Genomic DNA, 16,411 nt, shown 5'->3' on the forward strand with positions numbered 1-16,411 from the left:
GGGACCCCAGTGCACCGGACCGCGACGAAGGGAAGGCCGAAGATGCTGACCGTGACCGAAGCCGCCGCCGAGGCGATCACCGCACTGACCAGCCAAGGTGAAGGAGACGCCGGGCTCCGCCTGGCGGTCCAGAACGCCGAGGGCGAAAGCGCCCAGCTGGCGTTGTCCGTGGCGCCGGAACCCGCGGAGGGTGACAGCGTGCTCGGCGCCGACGAGGGACCGAAGGTGTTCCTCGAACCCCAGGCAGCGGCGCTGCTGGACGACAAGGTGCTCGACGTCCAAGAGGACGACGCCGGCGGAGTGGCCTTCGCCGTGCTGCCGCAGCACACGAGCTGACCGCGGTGGACGGGCCTTTCTCATTGGGTGTGGAAGGCCCGTTCGCCCGCTCTACCGCCTTCGCCAGGCGCTGACCAGGATCGCGGCCCGCACGCGCAGCAGTTCGGCCGCGTTCGCCCGCGCGTGGTCCAGTGATTCCGCGTGGTCGATGAGCGCACTGCTCGCGATGACGCCCAGGCTCGCCAGGCCGGCCTCGTCGAGCTGGATCCGGCCCGCCAGCGCCATCAGCGGCACCCCGAGCGGCCGGGCGCGTGCCGCGATTCCCGCCGGGGCCTTGCCGTTGAGACTCTGCTCGTCGAGTGATCCCTCGCCCGTGATGACGAGGTCCGCGCCGTCGAGGGCGGCGTCCACCCCGGTCAGCCCGGCGATCAGGTCGAACCCGGACTCCACCGTCGCGCCGAGGCCCGCGATCGCGCCCGCCGCGACGCCGCCGCCCGCTCCCGCGCCCGGCACCCGCGTCACGTCCGGGGCGCCGCCCACCTGCAGCGCGTGCGCCCAGCGGCCCAGCGCCGCGTCGAGCGCGGCCACTTCCTCGGGGCCCGCGCCCTTCTGCGGCCCGAACACCGCCGCCGCGCCGTCCGGGCCGAGCAGCGGGTTCGTCACGTCCGTCGCGACCGCGACGCGCACGCCTTCGAGCCGGTCCCGCACCGGCGTCAGCTCGGTCGACGCGACCCGCGACAGCGTGCCGCCGCCGAGGCCGACCGGGGCGCCGAACGCGTCGAGCACGCCGGCGCCGAGCGCGCTCAGCATGCCGGCGCCGCCGTCGGTGCTGGCCGTGCCGCCGACCGTCAGGACCAGCCGCGTCGCGCCGTGCATGAGCGCGTCACCGAGCAGCTCGCCGACGCCCCAGGTGTGCGCGGCCAGCGCCGTTTCCGGGCTGGGCTCGACGAACTCGATGCCGCACGCGCGCGCCGACTCGACGTACGCGGTGCCGTCGAGCACGGCGTACCGCGCCTTGACCGGTTCGTCGAGCGGGCCGCGGACGGTCAGCCGGACGATCCGGGCGCCCGCGGCTTCGAGCACGTCGAGGGTGCCTTCGCCGCCGTCGGCGACCGGGCAGGTGACGATCTCGGCGTCCGGCAGCGCGTCCCGCACGCCGAGCGCGATGGCTTCCGCGGCCTCGACCGCGGTGAGACTGCCCTTGAACTTGTCCGGCGCGATCACGACGCGGGTCACGGCTTCACCTCCGTCAGCGGGGCACGCCCGCCGAGTACTTCGACGACGTTGCGAGCGGCCAGCACGGCCATCGCGGTGCGGGTCTCGACGGTGGCCGACCCGAGGTGCGGGCTGAGCACGACGTCGTCGCGGCCGAGCAGCCGCGGCTCGACGTCGGGTTCGTGCTCGAAGACGTCCAGCGCGGCGCCGGCGATCTCCCCGGCCTCGAGCGCGTCCGCCAGGGCCGCCTCGTCGACGACCGGGCCGCGCGTCGTGTTCACCAGGTAGGCGCCGGGTTTCATGGCACGCAACGCGGCGGCGTCGATCAGGTGCCGCGTCTCCGGCGTCAGCGGGCAGTGCAGCGAAACGACGTCCGAGCGCTCCAGGAGTTCTTCGAAGGAAACGGAACCCTGCTTCGACCGTCCGGTGTGGACGATCGTCATGCCGAACGCTTCGGCCCGCTTCGCCATCGCGCGGCCGATCTGGCCGAACCCGACGATCCCGAGCGTCTTGCCCTGCAGCCCCGAGCCGAGCAGGAAGCCGAGGTGGAACGACCACGGCGTGCGCGAGCGCAGCAGCCGTTCGCCCTCGCCGAGGCGTCGCGTGACGGCGAGCAGCAGGCCGAAGGCGAGGTCGGCGGTGGCGTCGGTGAGCACACCCGGGGTGTTGGTGACGACCACGCCGCGTTCGGCCAGCGCCGGGACGTCGACGTTGTCGTAGCCGACCGCGACGTTCGCGACGACCTTGAGGCCAGGCCCGGCGGCGTCGGCGAGCGCGCCGTCGAGCCGGTCGTGCAGCATGCCGACCACCGCCGCCGCGCCGGCCGCGAACTCGTGCAGCTCGGCGGGCGAAAGCGGCCGGTCCGCCGGGGACACCGCGACCTCGCCCGCCTCCGCGAGCACCGCCACCGCGTCGTTGGGAATCCACCGGGTCACCACGATCTTGGGCACCCGGACAGCTTAGGCGGTGTGCTGCAAGTCAAGCTCGCGGTCTTCGCGCCCAGGCGGCCCCTGACGGCACGGGCGGGATCACCCGAGTACGGCCCAGTACGAGGGTGACCCGCCCGCACCGTCAGGAACCACCTGGATCACGAAGCCCATCGAGCAGACTTGCAGGACACCGCCTAGCCGCGCTGGACCGCCCCGAGAACGATCTCCGCCTGCGCCGCCGCGCCCGCGCCGTTGGGGTGGAAGGGGAAGGCCAGCAGCAGCGGGTTGCTCACCGAGATCGGGATCAGGCCCTCGGCGTAGCGCACGGTGGGCGCCTGGCACGCGTCGTGGCCGACGGTCGGGGTGTAGGTGTCGACGAGCTCGGCGCCGTTGGCCCCGGCGACCCGCGCGAGCATGGCGTTCATCTGGAGGAACTTCGCCTGCAGGTAGGCGACGTCGCCGTCGGCGATCGGGATCACCGGCCAGCACCCCTTCCCGCTCGCGGGCAGCCCGGCGAGGTAGTTCACCAGCAGGACCCGCGCCTGCGGCGAGCGCGCGTGGATCGCCTGCAGCGCGTTGGCGATCTTGGGCTCGGTCGCCGTGACGGCGTTTTCCAGCTGGTCGACGCCACCGGCGGTGAACTTCGCCTTGCACGTGCTCACCGGCAGGAGGTTGAGGCACTTGGTCACGGCGGAGGCGAGCCCGATGTCGTTGCCGCCGATGCCGACGGTCACCAGATCGGTGGTCGGCGTGAGCCGGTCGAACTGCGGCGGGTTCGTCCCGCCGAGCGGCAGCTTCTGGGGCTGCGTGAAGTCGGGCGTCGCGGCGCCGCCGCAGCTCGCGTCGCGGAAGGTTTCGACGCCGAGCGCGCCGGCCACCTCGTGCGGGTAGTCCGATGTGGACTGTGCGCAGTCGAGCGGGGTGAACTGCGTCGTGGGCGGGAGAGTGACGAAGACGTCGGCGGTCCACGAATCGCCCAGCGCCACGTACTCGTGGTAACTGGTGCTCGCCGACGCCGGGGCGGCGAAGGCGAGCGCGGCGATCGCGGGCACGGCGAGAAGGGTGAACAGGCGCCTGCGCATGCTGCCTCCGTTGGCGAGCGGCGAAGTGAAGACCTTTCACATTCGACGCGCGGCCGGTGAAAGTCAATCCGGCTCACCCGTCCTGGTGACTCCGGTCGGCGTGGGTATTCAGACCCTGGTCAGCCGCACCACCGCGCTCGCGTAACCGCTCCCCGGCAGCGCGACGTCGATCCCGTGGCTCAGCAGCACCGCGCCGTGGTGCACGACGCCGTCCTGGTCGCGGTACCGCGCCGCCGGATCGAGCCCGGCCAGGCGCGGTGGCGTGACCGGCCGTGCGAACTCCGCGGGTCGCCGCCAGAAGATCACCACGACGTCACCGCCCCGCACGTACTGCACCGCGGTCAGCGCCGAGCGCGCCGGATCCGCCAGCCGGTACAGCTCGCCGTGCTGCACCACGGGCCGGATCTCCTTGTACAGCGCCACGAGCGATGCTGCCTCGTCGAGTTCGGCGGCACTCCAGCGAGGCAGGTCCCCGCCCAGGCCGAGCACGCCCGCCATCGCGACGTGGAACCGGAAGTTCAGCGGCGCCTCCCGGCCGGTGGTCGGGTTCGGGCTGTCGGTGACCCAGGCCGACATCGTGCCGGCGGGGTAGAGCTGGCCGTAGCCGTGCTGGATGGTGATCCGGTCGGCCGCGTCCGTGTTGTCCGACGCCCAGATCTCGTCGGTGCGCGCGAGGATCCCCAGGTCGGTGCGGCCGCCGCCGCCCGCGCACCCCTGGATCCGCAGGTCCGGGTGATCGGCCCGCAGCCGGTCGAAGATCGCGTACACGGCGCGGACGTGGTCGATCCACAGCCGTCCCGGATCCGCGCTCGAGGGCCACCCGGCCTCGGTGAACGCGCGGTTCATGTCCCACTTGAGGTAGTCGATCCCGTGCTCGCCGACGAGCCGGTCGAGCCACTCGTGCGCCCAGTCCGCGACGTCCGGGCGGGCGAAGTTGAGCACGAGCTGGTTGCGCAACGTCGTGCGCGTGCGGTTCGCCATGTGCAGCACCCAGTCGGGGTGCGCGCGGTAGAGGTCGCTGTCCGGGTTGACCATCTCCGGCTCGACCCACAGCCCGAACTTCATCCCGTGCGCGTGCACCGCGTTGACGAGTGGCCCGAGCCCGGCGGGGAAGCGCTGTTCGTTGGCGGTCCAGTCGCCGAGGCCGGCGGCGTCGCCGGTGCGCGCGCCGAACCAGCCGTCGTCCATCACGAACAGCTCGGCGCCGAGCTTCGCGGCGGCCTCGGCGAGATGCGTTTCGGTCCGCTCGTCGACGTCCCAGCCGGTGGCTTCCCAGGAGTTGTAGACGATCGGCCGCAGCTCGCCGGAGTGCGGCTGGACGAACTCGCGGACGTAGGCGTGCCAGCGCCGGCTCGTGCCGCCGAAGCCGTCGGCCGCGTAGAGCCCCGCGAACACCGGCGTTTCCCAGGTTTCCCCGGGCTTCAGCCGCCAGGAGACGTTCTCGTGCCCGAACCCGCCGGTCCAGGTGACGCGGCCGGTGTGCGTGTGGTCGACCGTGATCCGCCAGCTGCCGCTCCACGCCAGCGCGGTCGACCAGACCTCGCCGGACGTCTCCGTCGCGTCACCGGCGTCGAGCATCACCCAGGGATTGACCTGGTGGCTCGACACGCCGCGACGGCTGGTCAGCGTGGTCTCGCCGATGGGCAGCGGTTCGCGCAGCACGCCGTACTCGGCACTCCACGCACCCGACGTCCGGCTCAGCCGCGCGCCGTCGCGCCGGGGGAGCGTCCAGGACGCGGAATCCGTGCGCAGCAAGGCAATCTCCGCGTCCCCGGTGGTGCGCAAGGTCGTCCACCGCTCGAGGATCTCCCCGCGCACGCGGTAGTGCAGCGAGAGTTCCAGCGGGTAGTGGCGGTCGGCCAGCCGCACGTCCAGGGAATCTTCGGTGCTGGAATGCCCCGCATAGCGCCACTCCAGCGCCGACGTCCCGTCCTCGAACCGCACGGCCAGCGCCGCGACGCCGAAGAACGCGCCGCCCTCGGCCGGCAGTTCGAGCCGCTCGTCGCCCGGCTCGTCGAAGCTGCTCTCGGCCGGGTTGCGGCGCTCGGCGACCTGCGTGGCCTGCGCCAGCGTGAGCGGCGGCCCCCAGTGGACGTGCCGCGGCCGGTCGTCGGCGTCGAGCCGGAAGGCGTAGGAGCTTTCCGGGGTGCGCAGCAGCCACAGCCGGTGCGCGGGGTCGTGTTCCACGAGCGACATGGTCCTGAGCCTAGGCACGACCAGCCGAAAAATAAATTCTTGACGAAGTTAATTAATACTGCCTACCTTTCCGGCCATGCCTCGCAGTGCACCGGCAAGGGCGCCGATCACCAGTCCCGCGGCCGCGACCGTGTTCACCACGGTCCTGACCGAGGGGCCGGTCTCCCGCGTCGACGTCGCCCGGCGCACCGGGCTCTCCTCCGCCGCGGTCACCAAGGCGGCCCGGCCCTTCATCGACGCCGGCTACCTCGAAGAACTCGCCTCCGAAGGCCGGACGACGCCGGGCGCCGGCCGGCCCGCGAACCCCCTCGCCATCCGTCCGGACCGCGAGTACTTCGTCGGCGTCAAGATCACCGGCGACGACCTGATCGGCGTGGTCACCGACCTGCGCGCCGACGTCCGCGCCACCGCCCACCACGCGCTGACGAGCCACGACGTCGACCACGTCGTGCGGGCGCTCGCCGACCTCGTCGGGGAGCTGCTGGCCGGGCCGACGCCGGACGGCGCCGGCAACCTGCGCGAGCGGGCCTACTGCCTCGGCGTCGCGGTGTCCGGCGACGTCGACCGCGCGTCCGGGATCGTCCGCTACTCGCCGTTCCTCGGCTGGCGCGACGTCCCGCTCGCCGAGCTGCTCGACGAGGCGACCGGCCTGACGACGACGCTGGAGAACGACGTCAAGGCGCTGACCGTGGCCGAGCAGTGGTTCGGCGAGGGCGTCGGCGCGTCGTCGTTCGCGCTGGTCACCGTGGGCACCGGGATCGGCAGCGCGCTGGTGGTCGACGGCGCGCTGGTCCGCGGTGCGCACGGCGTCGCCGGCGAGATCGGGCACGTCCCGGTGGCCGACGGCGGCCCGCTCTGCCACTGCGGCGGCCGCGGCTGCGTCGAGGCGATCGCGTCCACCGAAGCGATCCTTCTGCGCGCTCGCGACGTCTCCGGAGAACCCACGCTGACCATGGACGACGCCGTGACGCGCGCCCGCGGCGGTGACGAGCCGCTGCGCGAGGTGTTCGCCGCGGCCGGCCACGCGATCGGGCTCGGCCTGGCCGCGCTGGTCAACCTGGTCGGCCCGGAACGGGTCGTCGTCTCCGGCGAAGGCGTCGCCACCTACGACCTGTTCGAGGAGCAGATCCGCCGGACCTTCGCGGTCCAGGCGTTCGGCAGCGCCGCCCGCTGCGGCCTGGTCATCCGGCCGCTGCCGTTCGAGGAGTGGGCGCGGGGCGCGGCCGCTGTCGCCATCCAGAGTCTTTTCGTCGCCGAGAGCGTCTAAGGAGTCCGTTGTGAGCCCTGTGACATCGAAACTGAATCGTCGAAGCTTCCTGGTCGGTTCCGTCCTGTTCGCCGGGGGAGCGGCCCTGGCGGGCTGCACCACGGACCCGCTGAACAAGAACGCCGGTGCCTCCTCGGGCGCGAAGGTCACGCTGCAGCAGTGGTACCACGCGTACGGCGAATCCGGGACGCAGCAGGCGGTTCAGCGGTACGCGCAGGAGTTCACCAAGGCCAACCCGGACATCGCGCTCAACGTCAGCTGGATCGCCGGCGACTACGAGACCAAGCTCAACTCGGCGATGCTCACCGCGCAGGCGCCGGACCTGTTCGAGCTGGGCGACTTCCGCTACCAGAACGTCAAGAACGGCCTGCTCGCGCCGCTCGACGACGTCATGATGCTGTACTACCGCAAGAGCGCGCTGCAGGCCGCGGGCGTCCGGCCGCCCCGGACGTTCGCCGACTGCTCGACGCGACCCGCAAGCTGAACACCGGCAAGCAGAAGGGCCTGTACGTCGGCACCGACGGCGTCGGCGAGGCCGCGACGCTGCTGCTCTGGCCGTCCGGCGCGGACTTCTTCGACAGCGGCGGCAAGAAGGTCGCGTTCGCTTCTCCCGGAGCCGTCGCCGCGATCGCCGGGCTCAAGCAGCTGCACGACACCGGCGGCCTGCTCCAGGGCTACCCGACCGACTGGTCCGACCCCGGCGCGTTCGCCAACGGCTGGTCCGGATCCGGCTGATCGTTGCCTCGAAGGGGACTCTTCCGGCGCGACCGTCTCGCGCGAACGGCGGGAAAAGTCCCCTTCGTCGTGCCTGCGTCATCCATTGGGTGGAAGACGTCTGGTCGCCGCCCCGGCCATCGTGTTATGTTCGATGTCAGAACGAGTGTGCGTGATGCGAACAGGTGGGAGCGCGGGATGGCGGAGCTGCTGTCGCTGGAAGAGGCCGTGGCCCGGCTGGTGCACGACGGTGACACCGTCGCGCTGGAGGGCTTCACGCACCTCATCCCGGTCGCGGCCGGGCAGGAGATCATCCGCCAGCGGCGGCGTGACCTCACGCTGGTGCGGATGACCCCGGACATCGTGTACGACCAGCTCATCGGTGCCGGCTGCGCGAGCAAGCTGATCTTCTCGTGGGGCGGCAACCCCGGCGTCGGCTCGTTGCACCGGTTCCGCGACGCGGTCCAGCACGACTGGCCGGTTCCCCTGGCGATCGAGGAGCACAGCCACGCGGGCATGGCGAACCGCTACGTCGCGGGCGCGTCGGGCCTCCCGTTCGCGGTCCTGCGCGGCTACACGGGCACGGATCTCCCCGCGCAGACCGACACCATCAAGCCGATCACCTGCCCCTTCACCGGCGAGCAGCTGACAGCGGTGCCGGCCCTGAACCCGGACGTCACGATCGTCCACGCCCAGCGAGCGGACCGCGCGGGCAACGTCCAGATGTGGGGCATCACCGGCGTCCAGAAGGAAGCGGTCCTGGCGGCGAAACGCTCGCTGGTGACGGTGGAGGAGATCGTCGACGACCTGGAACCCCGCCCCGGCGCGGTCATCCTCCCGGGCTGGGTGGTCACGGCGGTGTCGGAAGTCCCCGGCGGCGCCAAGCCGTCGTACGCGGCGGGCTACTACGAACGCGACAACTCGGCGTACCAGGCCTGGGACGAAGTGGGCCGCGATCGCGAGGCGTTCACGAAGTGGCTCAACGACCTGAACGGGGTAACGGCATGACCCCCACCCCGGCCGTGGGGCACGGGTTCTCCCCGGCGCAGCCCACCGGCAGCACGTCGTCCCGGACGCTCGGCGGCGAGGTCACGGCCCCCTTCTCCGACGCGGCGATCTTCGGCCGAGCCGGCGTGGATCCGGCTCGCGCGACCCCGGCCCGCTCGTCCGGCCGGGCGGTCGCTGCCTCCTTCCCCGAGGCGGCGCCCACCGCCCCGGTCCCCACCGCGACAATCCCCGACACCGGCTCCACCGCGGAGGCAACGGCATGACCACCGACTACACCGCCGACGAGATGATGAGCGTCGCGGCCGCCCGCGCCCTCGGCGACGGCATGTCCTGCTTCGTCGGCATCGGCCTGCCGAGCAAGGCGGCCAACCTGGCCCGTCGCACCCACGCCCCGGACCTGACCCTGATCTACGAGTCCGGCTGCCTCGGCGCGAAGCCGTCCCGCCTCCCGCTCTCCATCGGCGACGGCGAGCTGGCCGAGACCTCCGACGCCGTGGTCAGCGTCCCGGAGATCTTCAACTACTGGCTCCAGCCCGGCCGCATCGACGTCGGCTTCCTCGGCGCCGCCCAGCTGGACAAGTTCGGCAACATCAACACCACCGTGATCGGCTCGGACTACCACGATCCGAAGGTCCGCCTGCCCGGCGCCGGCGGCGCCCCGGAGATCGCCGCGTCCTGCCGCGAGGTGTTCGTCGTGCTCCGGCAGAATCCCCGCGCGTTCGTCGAGAAGGTCGACTTCGTGACGTCCTTCGGCCACGGCACCGGCAAGGGCGATCGCGAACGCCTCGGGCTCCCGGGCCGGGGCCCGACCCTGGTGGTCACCGACCTGGGCCTGCTGCGCCCCGACCCGGAGACCGCGGAGCTGACCCTCACCGAGCTCCACCCGGGCGTCGAACTGGAGCGAGCGGTGGCGGCGACCGGGTGGACACTGAAGGTCGCGGACGATCTCAAGCTCACCCCCGCCCCCACCGAAGAGGAGCTGGCCGTGCTGCGAGACCTCGAAAAGGCAAGCAAGTGACCCGGAAGGCCACCGCATGACCGACGTCTACGTCCTCGACGCGCTCCGCACCCCGTTCGGCCGCTACGGCGGCGCGCTGGCCGGCGTCCGGCCGGACGACCTCGCCGCGACCGCGCTCAGGGCCATCCGGTCCCGCAACGACCTCGATCCGTCCACAGTGGACGAGGTGACCCTCGGCGACGCGAACGGCGCGGGCGAGGACAACCGCAACGTCGCCCGCATGGCCACCCTGCTCGCGGGCTGGCCGACGAGCATCCCCGGCAACACCGTCAACCGGCTGTGCGGTTCCGGGCTCGACGCGGTGATGCAGGCCAGCCGGTCGATCCAGGTCGGCGACGCGTCCCTGGTGGTCGCCGGCGGCGTCGAGTCGATGACCCGCTCGCCGCTGGTCATGCCCAAGCCGGAGAAGGCGTTCCCGGCGGGCAACCAGACCCTCTACAACACCGCGCTCGGCTGGCGCATGGTCAACCCGGCGATGCCGGGGCACTGGACGATCTCCCTCGGCGAGTCCACCGAGAAGCTCGCCGAGCAGTACGGCATCGGCCGTGACGAGCAGGACGCCTTCGCGGCGCGCAGCCACGTCAACGCCGCCAAGGCGTGGGACGAGGGCTTCTACGACGACCTGGTCGTCCCGGTCGACGGCGTGGACCTGACCCGCGACGAGAGCATCCGCCCGGACTCCAGCCCGGAGAAGCTGGCGAAGCTCAAGCCCGCGTTCCGCAAGGAAAACGGCACCGTCACGGCGGGCAACGCGTCACCGCTCAACGACGGCGCCTCGGCGCTGCTGCTGGGTGACGAAGCGGCGGCGAACCGGCTCGGCCGGGCGCCGCTCGCCCGGATCGCCGGCCGCGGCGCGGCGGGGGTCGACCCGGACGTCTTCGGCATCGGCCCGGTGCGCGCGGCCGAGATCGCGCTGGAGCGCGCCGGCATCGGCTGGGACGACCTGGCCGCGGTCGAGCTGAACGAGGCCTTCGCCGCGCAGTCGCTGGCGTGCCTGCGCGACTGGCCGAAGCTCGATCCGGAGATCGTCAACACCCACGGCGGCGCGATCGCCATCGGCCACCCGCTCGGTGCGTCCGGTGGCCGCATCCTCGGCACCCTGGCGCACGATCTGCACCGCCGCGGCGGGGGCTGGGGACTCGCCGCCATCTGCATCGGCGTCGGCCAGGGCCTGGCCGTCGTCCTCGAAGGCCGGTAAGGGAGGCACCATGGCTGCTCCGACCGAACTCAAGCTGCCGCGCTACGGGCCGGACCCCGAAGGCACGCACCCGCCGCTGGGCTTCACCGGCTACCGGTCCACGGCGTTGCGGTACCCGCGGCAACCGCTGGTGCTGCTCCCGCAGATGCTGACCGAGGTCACCGGTCCGCTGCTCGGCCCCGGCCGGCTCGGCGAGCACGACAACGACCTCACCCGCCGGCACGCGGAGGAGCCGCAGGGCCAGCGGATCATCGTCACCGGCCGGCTGCTCGACGGCGACGGCCGTCCGGTGCGCGACTCGCTGATCGAGATCTGGCAGGCGAACGCGGGCGGGCGCTACCGGCACACCGGCGACCGCTGGCCGTCCCCGCTCGACCCGAACTTCGACGGCGTCGGGCGCGCCCTCACCGACAGCGACGGGCGCTACACCTTCACCACCATCAAGCCCGGCGCGTACCCGTGGAAGAACCACGACAACGCCTGGCGCCCCGCGCACATCCACTTCTCGGTGTTCGGCTCGGCGTTCACCCAGCGGCTGGTCACCCAGATGTACTTCCCGGACGACCCGCTGTTCTCCCAGGACCCGATCTTCAACTCGATCCCGGACGAGCAGGCCCGGCAGCGCATGGTTTCCCGGTACGACCACGAGATCACGCAGCCGGAGTGGGCGCTCGGCTATCAGTTCGACATCGTGCTGCGCGGGCGCGAGGCATCGGTGTTCGAAGAGGAAGAAGAGGACGAGGACTGATGCCCAGGCTGCTCCCCACTCCTTCGCAGACCGTCGGTCCGTACCTGTCGATCGGCCTGCCCTGGCCCGACGGCCCGTACGTCGTCCCGGAAGGCACCCCCGGCGCGCTCTGGATCCGCGGCACGGTGCGCGACGGCGCCGGCGACCCGGTCCCGGACGCCATGATCGAGACCTGGCAGGCCGACCCCGAAGGCGGCTTCCACCACCCCGACGACCCCCGCGGCGAGGCGTCCGGCGAGTTCCGCGCCTTCGGCCGCTGCCCGACGGAAACCGATGGCACGTACGGGATCCTGACCCTGCTGCCGGGCCCGCTGCCCGGCGGGGGCGGCACCACCCAGGCGCGCCACATCGACGTGTCGGTGTTCGCGCGCGGCCTGCTGAACCGGGTCGTCACGCGGATCTACTTCGCGGACCAGGACAACTCGGCGGACCCGACGCTGGCGACGGTGCCGGAGGAGCGGCGCGACACGCTGATCGCCGCGAAGACCGCGGACGGCTACCGCTTCGACGTGCGGTTGCAGGGCGACGGTGAGACGGTGTTCTTCGCCCTATGAACGGAGATGGGAACGTGAACGCCGTACCGGTGCACCGGGTCGTCGAAGGCCCTGAAGACGGGCCGGTGGTGGTGTTCGCCGGTTCATTGGGCAGTGACCTCCGGATGTGGGAACCCCAGGTGGTTCCGTTGCTGGAGCGCGGGTTCCGGGTGGTGCGGTACGACACGCGCGGCCACGGCGCGTCGCCGGTGCCGCCCGGCCCGTACGACCTCGACGACCTGGGCGCCGACTTCCTCGCGCTGCTGGACGACCTCGGCGTCGCGAAGGCGCACCTGGTGGGGCTGTCACTCGGCGGGATGACCGGCATGTGGCTCGGTGTCCACGCGCCCGACCGGATCGCAAGCCTGGTGCTGTGCTGCACGTCCGCCAAGCTCGGCCCGCCGGACATGTGGGCGGACCGCGCCCGGACGGTCCGCGCGGAAGGCACCGCGTCCGTGGCCGGCGCGGGTGTCGGCCGGTGGCTGACGCCCGCCTATCGCGAACGGCACCCCGACCGCGCCGCGTTCCTGCGCTCGATGATCTCCGAGGTCCCGGCCGAGGGCTACGCGTCCTGCTGCGGCGCGATCGAGCGGATGGACCTGCTCGACGTGCTGCCGAAGATCGCCGCCCCCACGCTGGTCATCGCCGGCGCCGGCGACCCGGCCACCTCGCCCGACGAGCACTGCCGCCCGATCGCCGACGGCATCCCCGGCGCGCGGCTGGAGGTCGTGGCGGACGCCGCGCACCTGGGCAACTACGAGCAGCCCGAGGAGTTCACCAGGCTGATCCTCGGGCACCTGGAGGCACTGTGACAGACAACCGCGTGACCGGCGACCGCGTGACCGACGACCGCCACGAGCAGGGCATGAAGGTGCGCCGCGAGGTGCTGGGCGACGAGCACGTCGACCGCGCGGTCGCGGGCACGACCGAGTTCAGCCGCCCGTTCCAGGACTACATCACCGAGGGCGCATGGGGCACCGTCTGGTCCCGCGACGGCCTGGACCGGCGCACCCGCAGTTGCGTCACGCTGGCGGCCCTGACGGCGTTGCACGCGCACAACGAGCTGCCGATGCACGTCCGGGCCGCGGTCCGCAACGGCCTGACCGCGGCCGAGATCGGCGAGGTCCTGCTCCACACGGCCGTCTACGCGGGCGCGCCGGCGGCGAACGCGGCGTTCGCCATCGCCCAGCGCGCCTTGGCCGAGCTGGGCGAGCCGAGCGCCCTGCCCGCCGACGCCGGATAGGGTCTCGGAATGGACGCGAGTCTGCCCCCCTTCGAAGTCGAACTGGACGGCGAGCCGGCTCACCGTGGTGCCCACCACGTGCAGTCGCTGGAGCGCGGGCTGGCCGTCATCAAGGCGTTCCACGCGGGCGCGGCCGAACTGACCTTGAGCGACGTCGCCCGCGCGACGGGCCTGACCCGCGCCGCGGCCCGCCGGTTCCTGCTGACGCTGACCGACCTCGGTTACGTCCGCACGGACGGCAAGTACTTCTCGCTCACCGCCCGCGTCCTGGAGCTGGGCTACTCGTACCTGTCGAGCATGACGCTGCCCGAGGTGGCGCAGCCCCACCTCGAACACCTGTCGGCCGACGTGCACGAGTCGAGCTCGGTCTCGGTGCTGGAGGGGACCGACATCGTCTACGTGGCGCGGGTGGCGGTCTCGCGCATCATGACGGTGAGCATCAACGTGGGCACCCGCTTCCCGGCGCACGCGACGTCGATGGGGCACGTCCTCCTGACCGGCCTCAGCGCCGCGGAGCTGGAGGCGTACCTGGTGGTCGCGAGGCTGGACCGCCTCACCGACCGCACGGTCACCTCACCCGAGCGCCTGCGCACCGAGCTGGCCCGGGTCGGCGAGCAGGGCTGGGCCATGGTCGACCAGGAGCTGGAGGAGGGCCTCCGCTCGGTCGCGGCCCCGATCCACGACCGCCGGGGCACGGTGGTCGCGGCGGTGAACCTCTCGACGCACGCGAGCCGCACCACGGCCGAGTCGGTGGAGCGCGACCTGGTCCCACCCCTGCTGGCCACGGCCCGCGCGATCGAGTCGGACCTGTCGGTAGGAGCCCCGGGCCGAGCCCATGGCTGAGCGGGTAGCCGGCCTCCTCTTGGCCGCGGGCGCCGGCCGCCGATTCGGAGGCCCGAAGGCCCTGGCCGACCTGGACGGCGAACCCCTGGTCCGACGCGCCCTGCGGATCATGGAGGCAGCAGGCTGCACCCCGATCCGAGTAGTCGTGGGCGCAGCAGCCGACGAGGTTCGGGCCCTGCTACCGGACCCCGACATGGTGGTAGTAGCCGAGGACTGGGCAACGGGCATGGGAGCCTCCCTGCGCACCGGCCTGGCCGAGCTGGACCGGCTGGAGGGACCGGTAGCGGCACTGGTCCACCTGGTCGACCTCCCCTGGGTGGGTCCCGAAATCCTCACCCGGGTAGCAACCGAAGCAACCGCGGACACCGTCGCCCGGGCGGCTTACGAGGGCATCCCGGGCCACCCGGTCCTACTGGGCCGCACCTGGTGGCCGCAAATAGCAAAAACAGCCGAGGGCGACCGAGGAGCCCGAGACTGGCTGGCAACCCGCACGGACCTGAGACTGATCGAGTGCGCCGACCTGGGCAGCGGCCGCGACGTGGACCACCGCGCAGACTTCCCGAACTCGGCAAGCCCCGGCTGACCTGGCCCGGCCTGGGTCGCCCCGGAGCTACTCCGCCTGACGTGGGCCGACCTGCGCGACGTGGGCCGACCTGCGCGATCTGGGCCGACCCGCGCGATCTGGGCCGACCGGCGCGACGTGGGCCGACCTGCCCGATTTGGGCCGACCTGCCGATCTGGGCCGACCCGCGCGATCTGGTCCGACCTGCCCGATCTGGGCCGATCCGCGCGACCTGGGCCGACCTGCCCCGGCGACAAACCTGGTACCTAGTCAGCCTCCACCACCCCGCGGCGACCTTGCTGACCTGCCGAGCCCTCCTCGCTGAGATTGCGGCCGACCCCGCCGCCTCACCGGCTCGGCCTTACGTCCCCGCGAGCCCCGCTCGGCACGTCCCCGCGAGCCTCGCTCGGCGCAACCACCCGGCAACCACCCCGCGGCCTCTTTGCCGCTGGCACCACCGCGCCGACCTGTCGCAGCTTTGGCCGCCCCCGCGAATGCCCTGCACAACCGCGCCGACCTGCCGAGCCGTCGCAGCCGCCGCCGACCCCGCCGACCCCGCCGCCCACCCGGCCGCAGCCACCTCACGCGCCCTCACCACCCCGGCCGCGATCCCTCCCGACCCCGCCGACCTGCCGGGCCGCCTCAGCCGTAAGCCGCGCCGAAGCTTGCCGGCCCCTACGATCGAGATCGTGACCGACTCGCTCGCCTCACCCGAAGAACTCGCCGCCGCGCTGGATCGGACCGGTTATCTCGCCGATGACGGGCTCGCCACCGCCGGGTTCCTCGCCCTGCGGATGGGGCGGCCGCTCTTCTGCGAAGGCGAACCCGGCACCGGCAAGACCGCCCTCGCCCTCGCGCTGGCCACCGCGCTCGACCGGCCGCTCGTGCGGCTCCAGTGCCACGAGGGCATCGACGCCGCCCAGGCTCTCTACGAGTGGGACTTCCCGCGGCAGCTCCTGCACCTGCGCGCCCTCGAAGCGAGCGGGGGCATCGACGTCGAGACCGCCGAGCGCTCCCTCTACACCGAGCGGTTCCTGCTGGCCCGGCCGCTGCTGCAGGCCCTCATCAGCGCCCCGTGCGTGCTGCTGATCGACGAGATCGACCGCGCCGACGACGAGTTCGAGGCCTTTCTCCTGCAGCTGCTCGACGAGTACGCCGTGACCATCCCCGAGTACGGCGAGGTCCGCGCGGAGCAGCCGCCGCTGGTGGTGCTGACCTCCAATCGGACCCGTGAGGTGCACGACGCGCTCAAACGGCGGTGCCTCTACCACTGGCTGGAACACCCGGACCTGGTTCGAGAGGTCACGATCCTGCGCCGTAGGATCCCGCTAATAGGTGAAGTTCTGGCTCGGCAGGTCGCTGAAGCGGTGCAACGGCTCCGGCAAATGGACCTGCTGAAACCACCTGGAGTAGCGGAGTCACTCGATTGGGCGAAAGCCCTGATGACTCTCCACCGTGACGAACTGGACGCGGCATCAGCGGCGAGAACGCTCGGTGCGGTCCTGAAATACAGCGAAGACCTCGACCGGGTCAGGGCCAAGCTCGACGCCCTGTTCGCCTGACGGCCGGTCCGGGGGAT

At 72.3% G+C, this 16,411-nt stretch carries 18 protein-coding genes; 14 read left to right on the plus strand and 4 right to left on the minus strand.

Annotated elements, in window-relative coordinates:
• Positions 1–42 precede the first annotated feature (42 nt).
• Positions 43–336, plus strand: a complete 294-nt coding sequence (locus ACLJQZ_RS34615; protein ID WP_410624173.1) for an iron-sulfur cluster biosynthesis family protein — start codon at positions 43–45, stop codon at positions 334–336.
• Positions 337–387: 51 nt separating this feature from the next.
• Here ACLJQZ_RS34615 and ACLJQZ_RS34620 read toward each other — a convergent pair whose 3' ends face one another.
• The 4 genes from ACLJQZ_RS34620 to ACLJQZ_RS34635 form a co-directional block, all read right to left on the minus strand.
• Positions 388–1,512, minus strand: coding sequence for a glycerate kinase (locus ACLJQZ_RS34620; RefSeq protein WP_410624175.1), 1,125 nt, complete (start codon positions 1,510–1,512; stop codon positions 388–390).
• Positions 1,509–2,441: a 2-hydroxyacid dehydrogenase gene (locus ACLJQZ_RS34625; protein WP_410624177.1), complete on the minus strand. Its 933-nt coding sequence runs from the start codon at positions 2,439–2,441 to the stop codon at positions 1,509–1,511. The genes ACLJQZ_RS34620 and ACLJQZ_RS34625 overlap by 4 nt, the downstream gene beginning before the upstream one ends.
• 173 nt (positions 2,442–2,614) lie before the next feature.
• Complete coding sequence (locus tag ACLJQZ_RS34630; protein ID WP_410624179.1) at positions 2,615–3,502, minus strand: SGNH/GDSL hydrolase family protein; 888 nt, start codon at positions 3,500–3,502, stop codon at positions 2,615–2,617.
• A 108-nt stretch (positions 3,503–3,610) separates the two neighbouring features.
• Positions 3,611–5,698, minus strand: coding sequence for an alpha-galactosidase (locus ACLJQZ_RS34635; RefSeq protein WP_410624181.1), 2,088 nt, complete (start codon positions 5,696–5,698; stop codon positions 3,611–3,613).
• 76 nt (positions 5,699–5,774) lie between these two features.
• Here ACLJQZ_RS34635 and ACLJQZ_RS34640 point away from each other — a divergent pair, with 76 nt between their 5' ends.
• The 13 genes from ACLJQZ_RS34640 (at position 5,775) to ACLJQZ_RS34700 (ending at position 16,394) form a co-directional block, all read left to right on the plus strand.
• A complete protein-coding gene (locus ACLJQZ_RS34640; protein WP_410624183.1) occupies positions 5,775–6,965 on the plus strand; it encodes an ROK family protein in 1,191 nt (396 codons plus the stop codon).
• Between the two features lie 10 nt (positions 6,966–6,975).
• Complete coding sequence (locus ACLJQZ_RS34645; RefSeq protein WP_410624185.1) at positions 6,976–7,449, plus strand: ABC transporter substrate-binding protein; 474 nt, start codon at positions 6,976–6,978, stop codon at positions 7,447–7,449.
• A gap of 428 nt (positions 7,450–7,877) precedes the next feature.
• A complete protein-coding gene (locus ACLJQZ_RS34650) occupies positions 7,878–8,687 on the plus strand; it encodes a CoA transferase subunit A (RefSeq protein WP_410624187.1) in 810 nt (269 codons plus the stop codon).
• A complete protein-coding gene (locus ACLJQZ_RS34655; RefSeq protein WP_410624189.1) occupies positions 8,684–8,950 on the plus strand; it encodes a hypothetical protein in 267 nt (88 codons plus the stop codon). The genes ACLJQZ_RS34650 and ACLJQZ_RS34655 overlap by 4 nt, the downstream gene beginning before the upstream one ends.
• Positions 8,947–9,705 (plus strand): CoA-transferase subunit beta, encoded by a 759-nt coding sequence (locus ACLJQZ_RS34660; protein ID WP_410624191.1) that lies wholly within the window; start codon positions 8,947–8,949, stop codon positions 9,703–9,705. Before ACLJQZ_RS34655 ends, ACLJQZ_RS34660 begins: the two co-directional genes overlap by 4 nt.
• Before the next feature lie 16 nt (positions 9,706–9,721).
• Positions 9,722–10,903 carry a thiolase family protein gene (locus tag ACLJQZ_RS34665; protein ID WP_410624193.1) on the plus strand — a complete coding sequence of 394 codons (1,182 nt, stop codon included), beginning with the start codon at positions 9,722–9,724 and terminating at the stop codon, positions 10,901–10,903.
• Between the two features lie 10 nt (positions 10,904–10,913).
• A complete protein-coding gene (gene pcaH, locus ACLJQZ_RS34670; protein ID WP_410624194.1) occupies positions 10,914–11,651 on the plus strand; it encodes a protocatechuate 3,4-dioxygenase subunit beta in 738 nt (245 codons plus the stop codon).
• A complete protein-coding gene (pcaG, locus tag ACLJQZ_RS34675) occupies positions 11,651–12,205 on the plus strand; it encodes a protocatechuate 3,4-dioxygenase subunit alpha (protein WP_410624196.1) in 555 nt (184 codons plus the stop codon). Before pcaH ends, pcaG begins: the two co-directional genes overlap by 1 nt.
• 14 nt (positions 12,206–12,219) lie before the next feature.
• Positions 12,220–12,996: a 3-oxoadipate enol-lactonase gene (pcaD, locus tag ACLJQZ_RS34680; RefSeq protein WP_410624198.1), complete on the plus strand. Its 777-nt coding sequence runs from the start codon at positions 12,220–12,222 to the stop codon at positions 12,994–12,996.
• A gap of 26 nt (positions 12,997–13,022) precedes the next feature.
• Positions 13,023–13,427 carry a 4-carboxymuconolactone decarboxylase gene (gene pcaC, locus ACLJQZ_RS34685; RefSeq protein WP_328649975.1) on the plus strand — a complete coding sequence of 135 codons (405 nt, stop codon included), beginning with the start codon at positions 13,023–13,025 and terminating at the stop codon, positions 13,425–13,427.
• Between the two features lie 9 nt (positions 13,428–13,436).
• Positions 13,437–14,270 (plus strand): IclR family transcriptional regulator C-terminal domain-containing protein, encoded by an 834-nt coding sequence (locus ACLJQZ_RS34690; RefSeq protein ID WP_410624199.1) that lies wholly within the window; start codon positions 13,437–13,439, stop codon positions 14,268–14,270.
• Positions 14,263–14,853 carry an NTP transferase domain-containing protein gene (locus ACLJQZ_RS34695; protein WP_410624201.1) on the plus strand — a complete coding sequence of 197 codons (591 nt, stop codon included), beginning with the start codon at positions 14,263–14,265 and terminating at the stop codon, positions 14,851–14,853. Before ACLJQZ_RS34690 ends, ACLJQZ_RS34695 begins: the two co-directional genes overlap by 8 nt.
• A gap of 668 nt (positions 14,854–15,521) precedes the next feature.
• On the plus strand, positions 15,522–16,394 hold the full coding sequence (locus tag ACLJQZ_RS34700) for an AAA family ATPase (protein ID WP_247062263.1): 873 nt from the start codon (positions 15,522–15,524) through the stop codon (positions 16,392–16,394).
• Positions 16,395–16,411: the final 17 nt, after the last annotated feature.

This window comes from Amycolatopsis sp. cmx-8-4 (assembly GCF_046548675.1).
In the GTDB taxonomy this organism is placed as follows: domain Bacteria; phylum Actinomycetota; class Actinomycetes; order Mycobacteriales; family Pseudonocardiaceae; genus Amycolatopsis.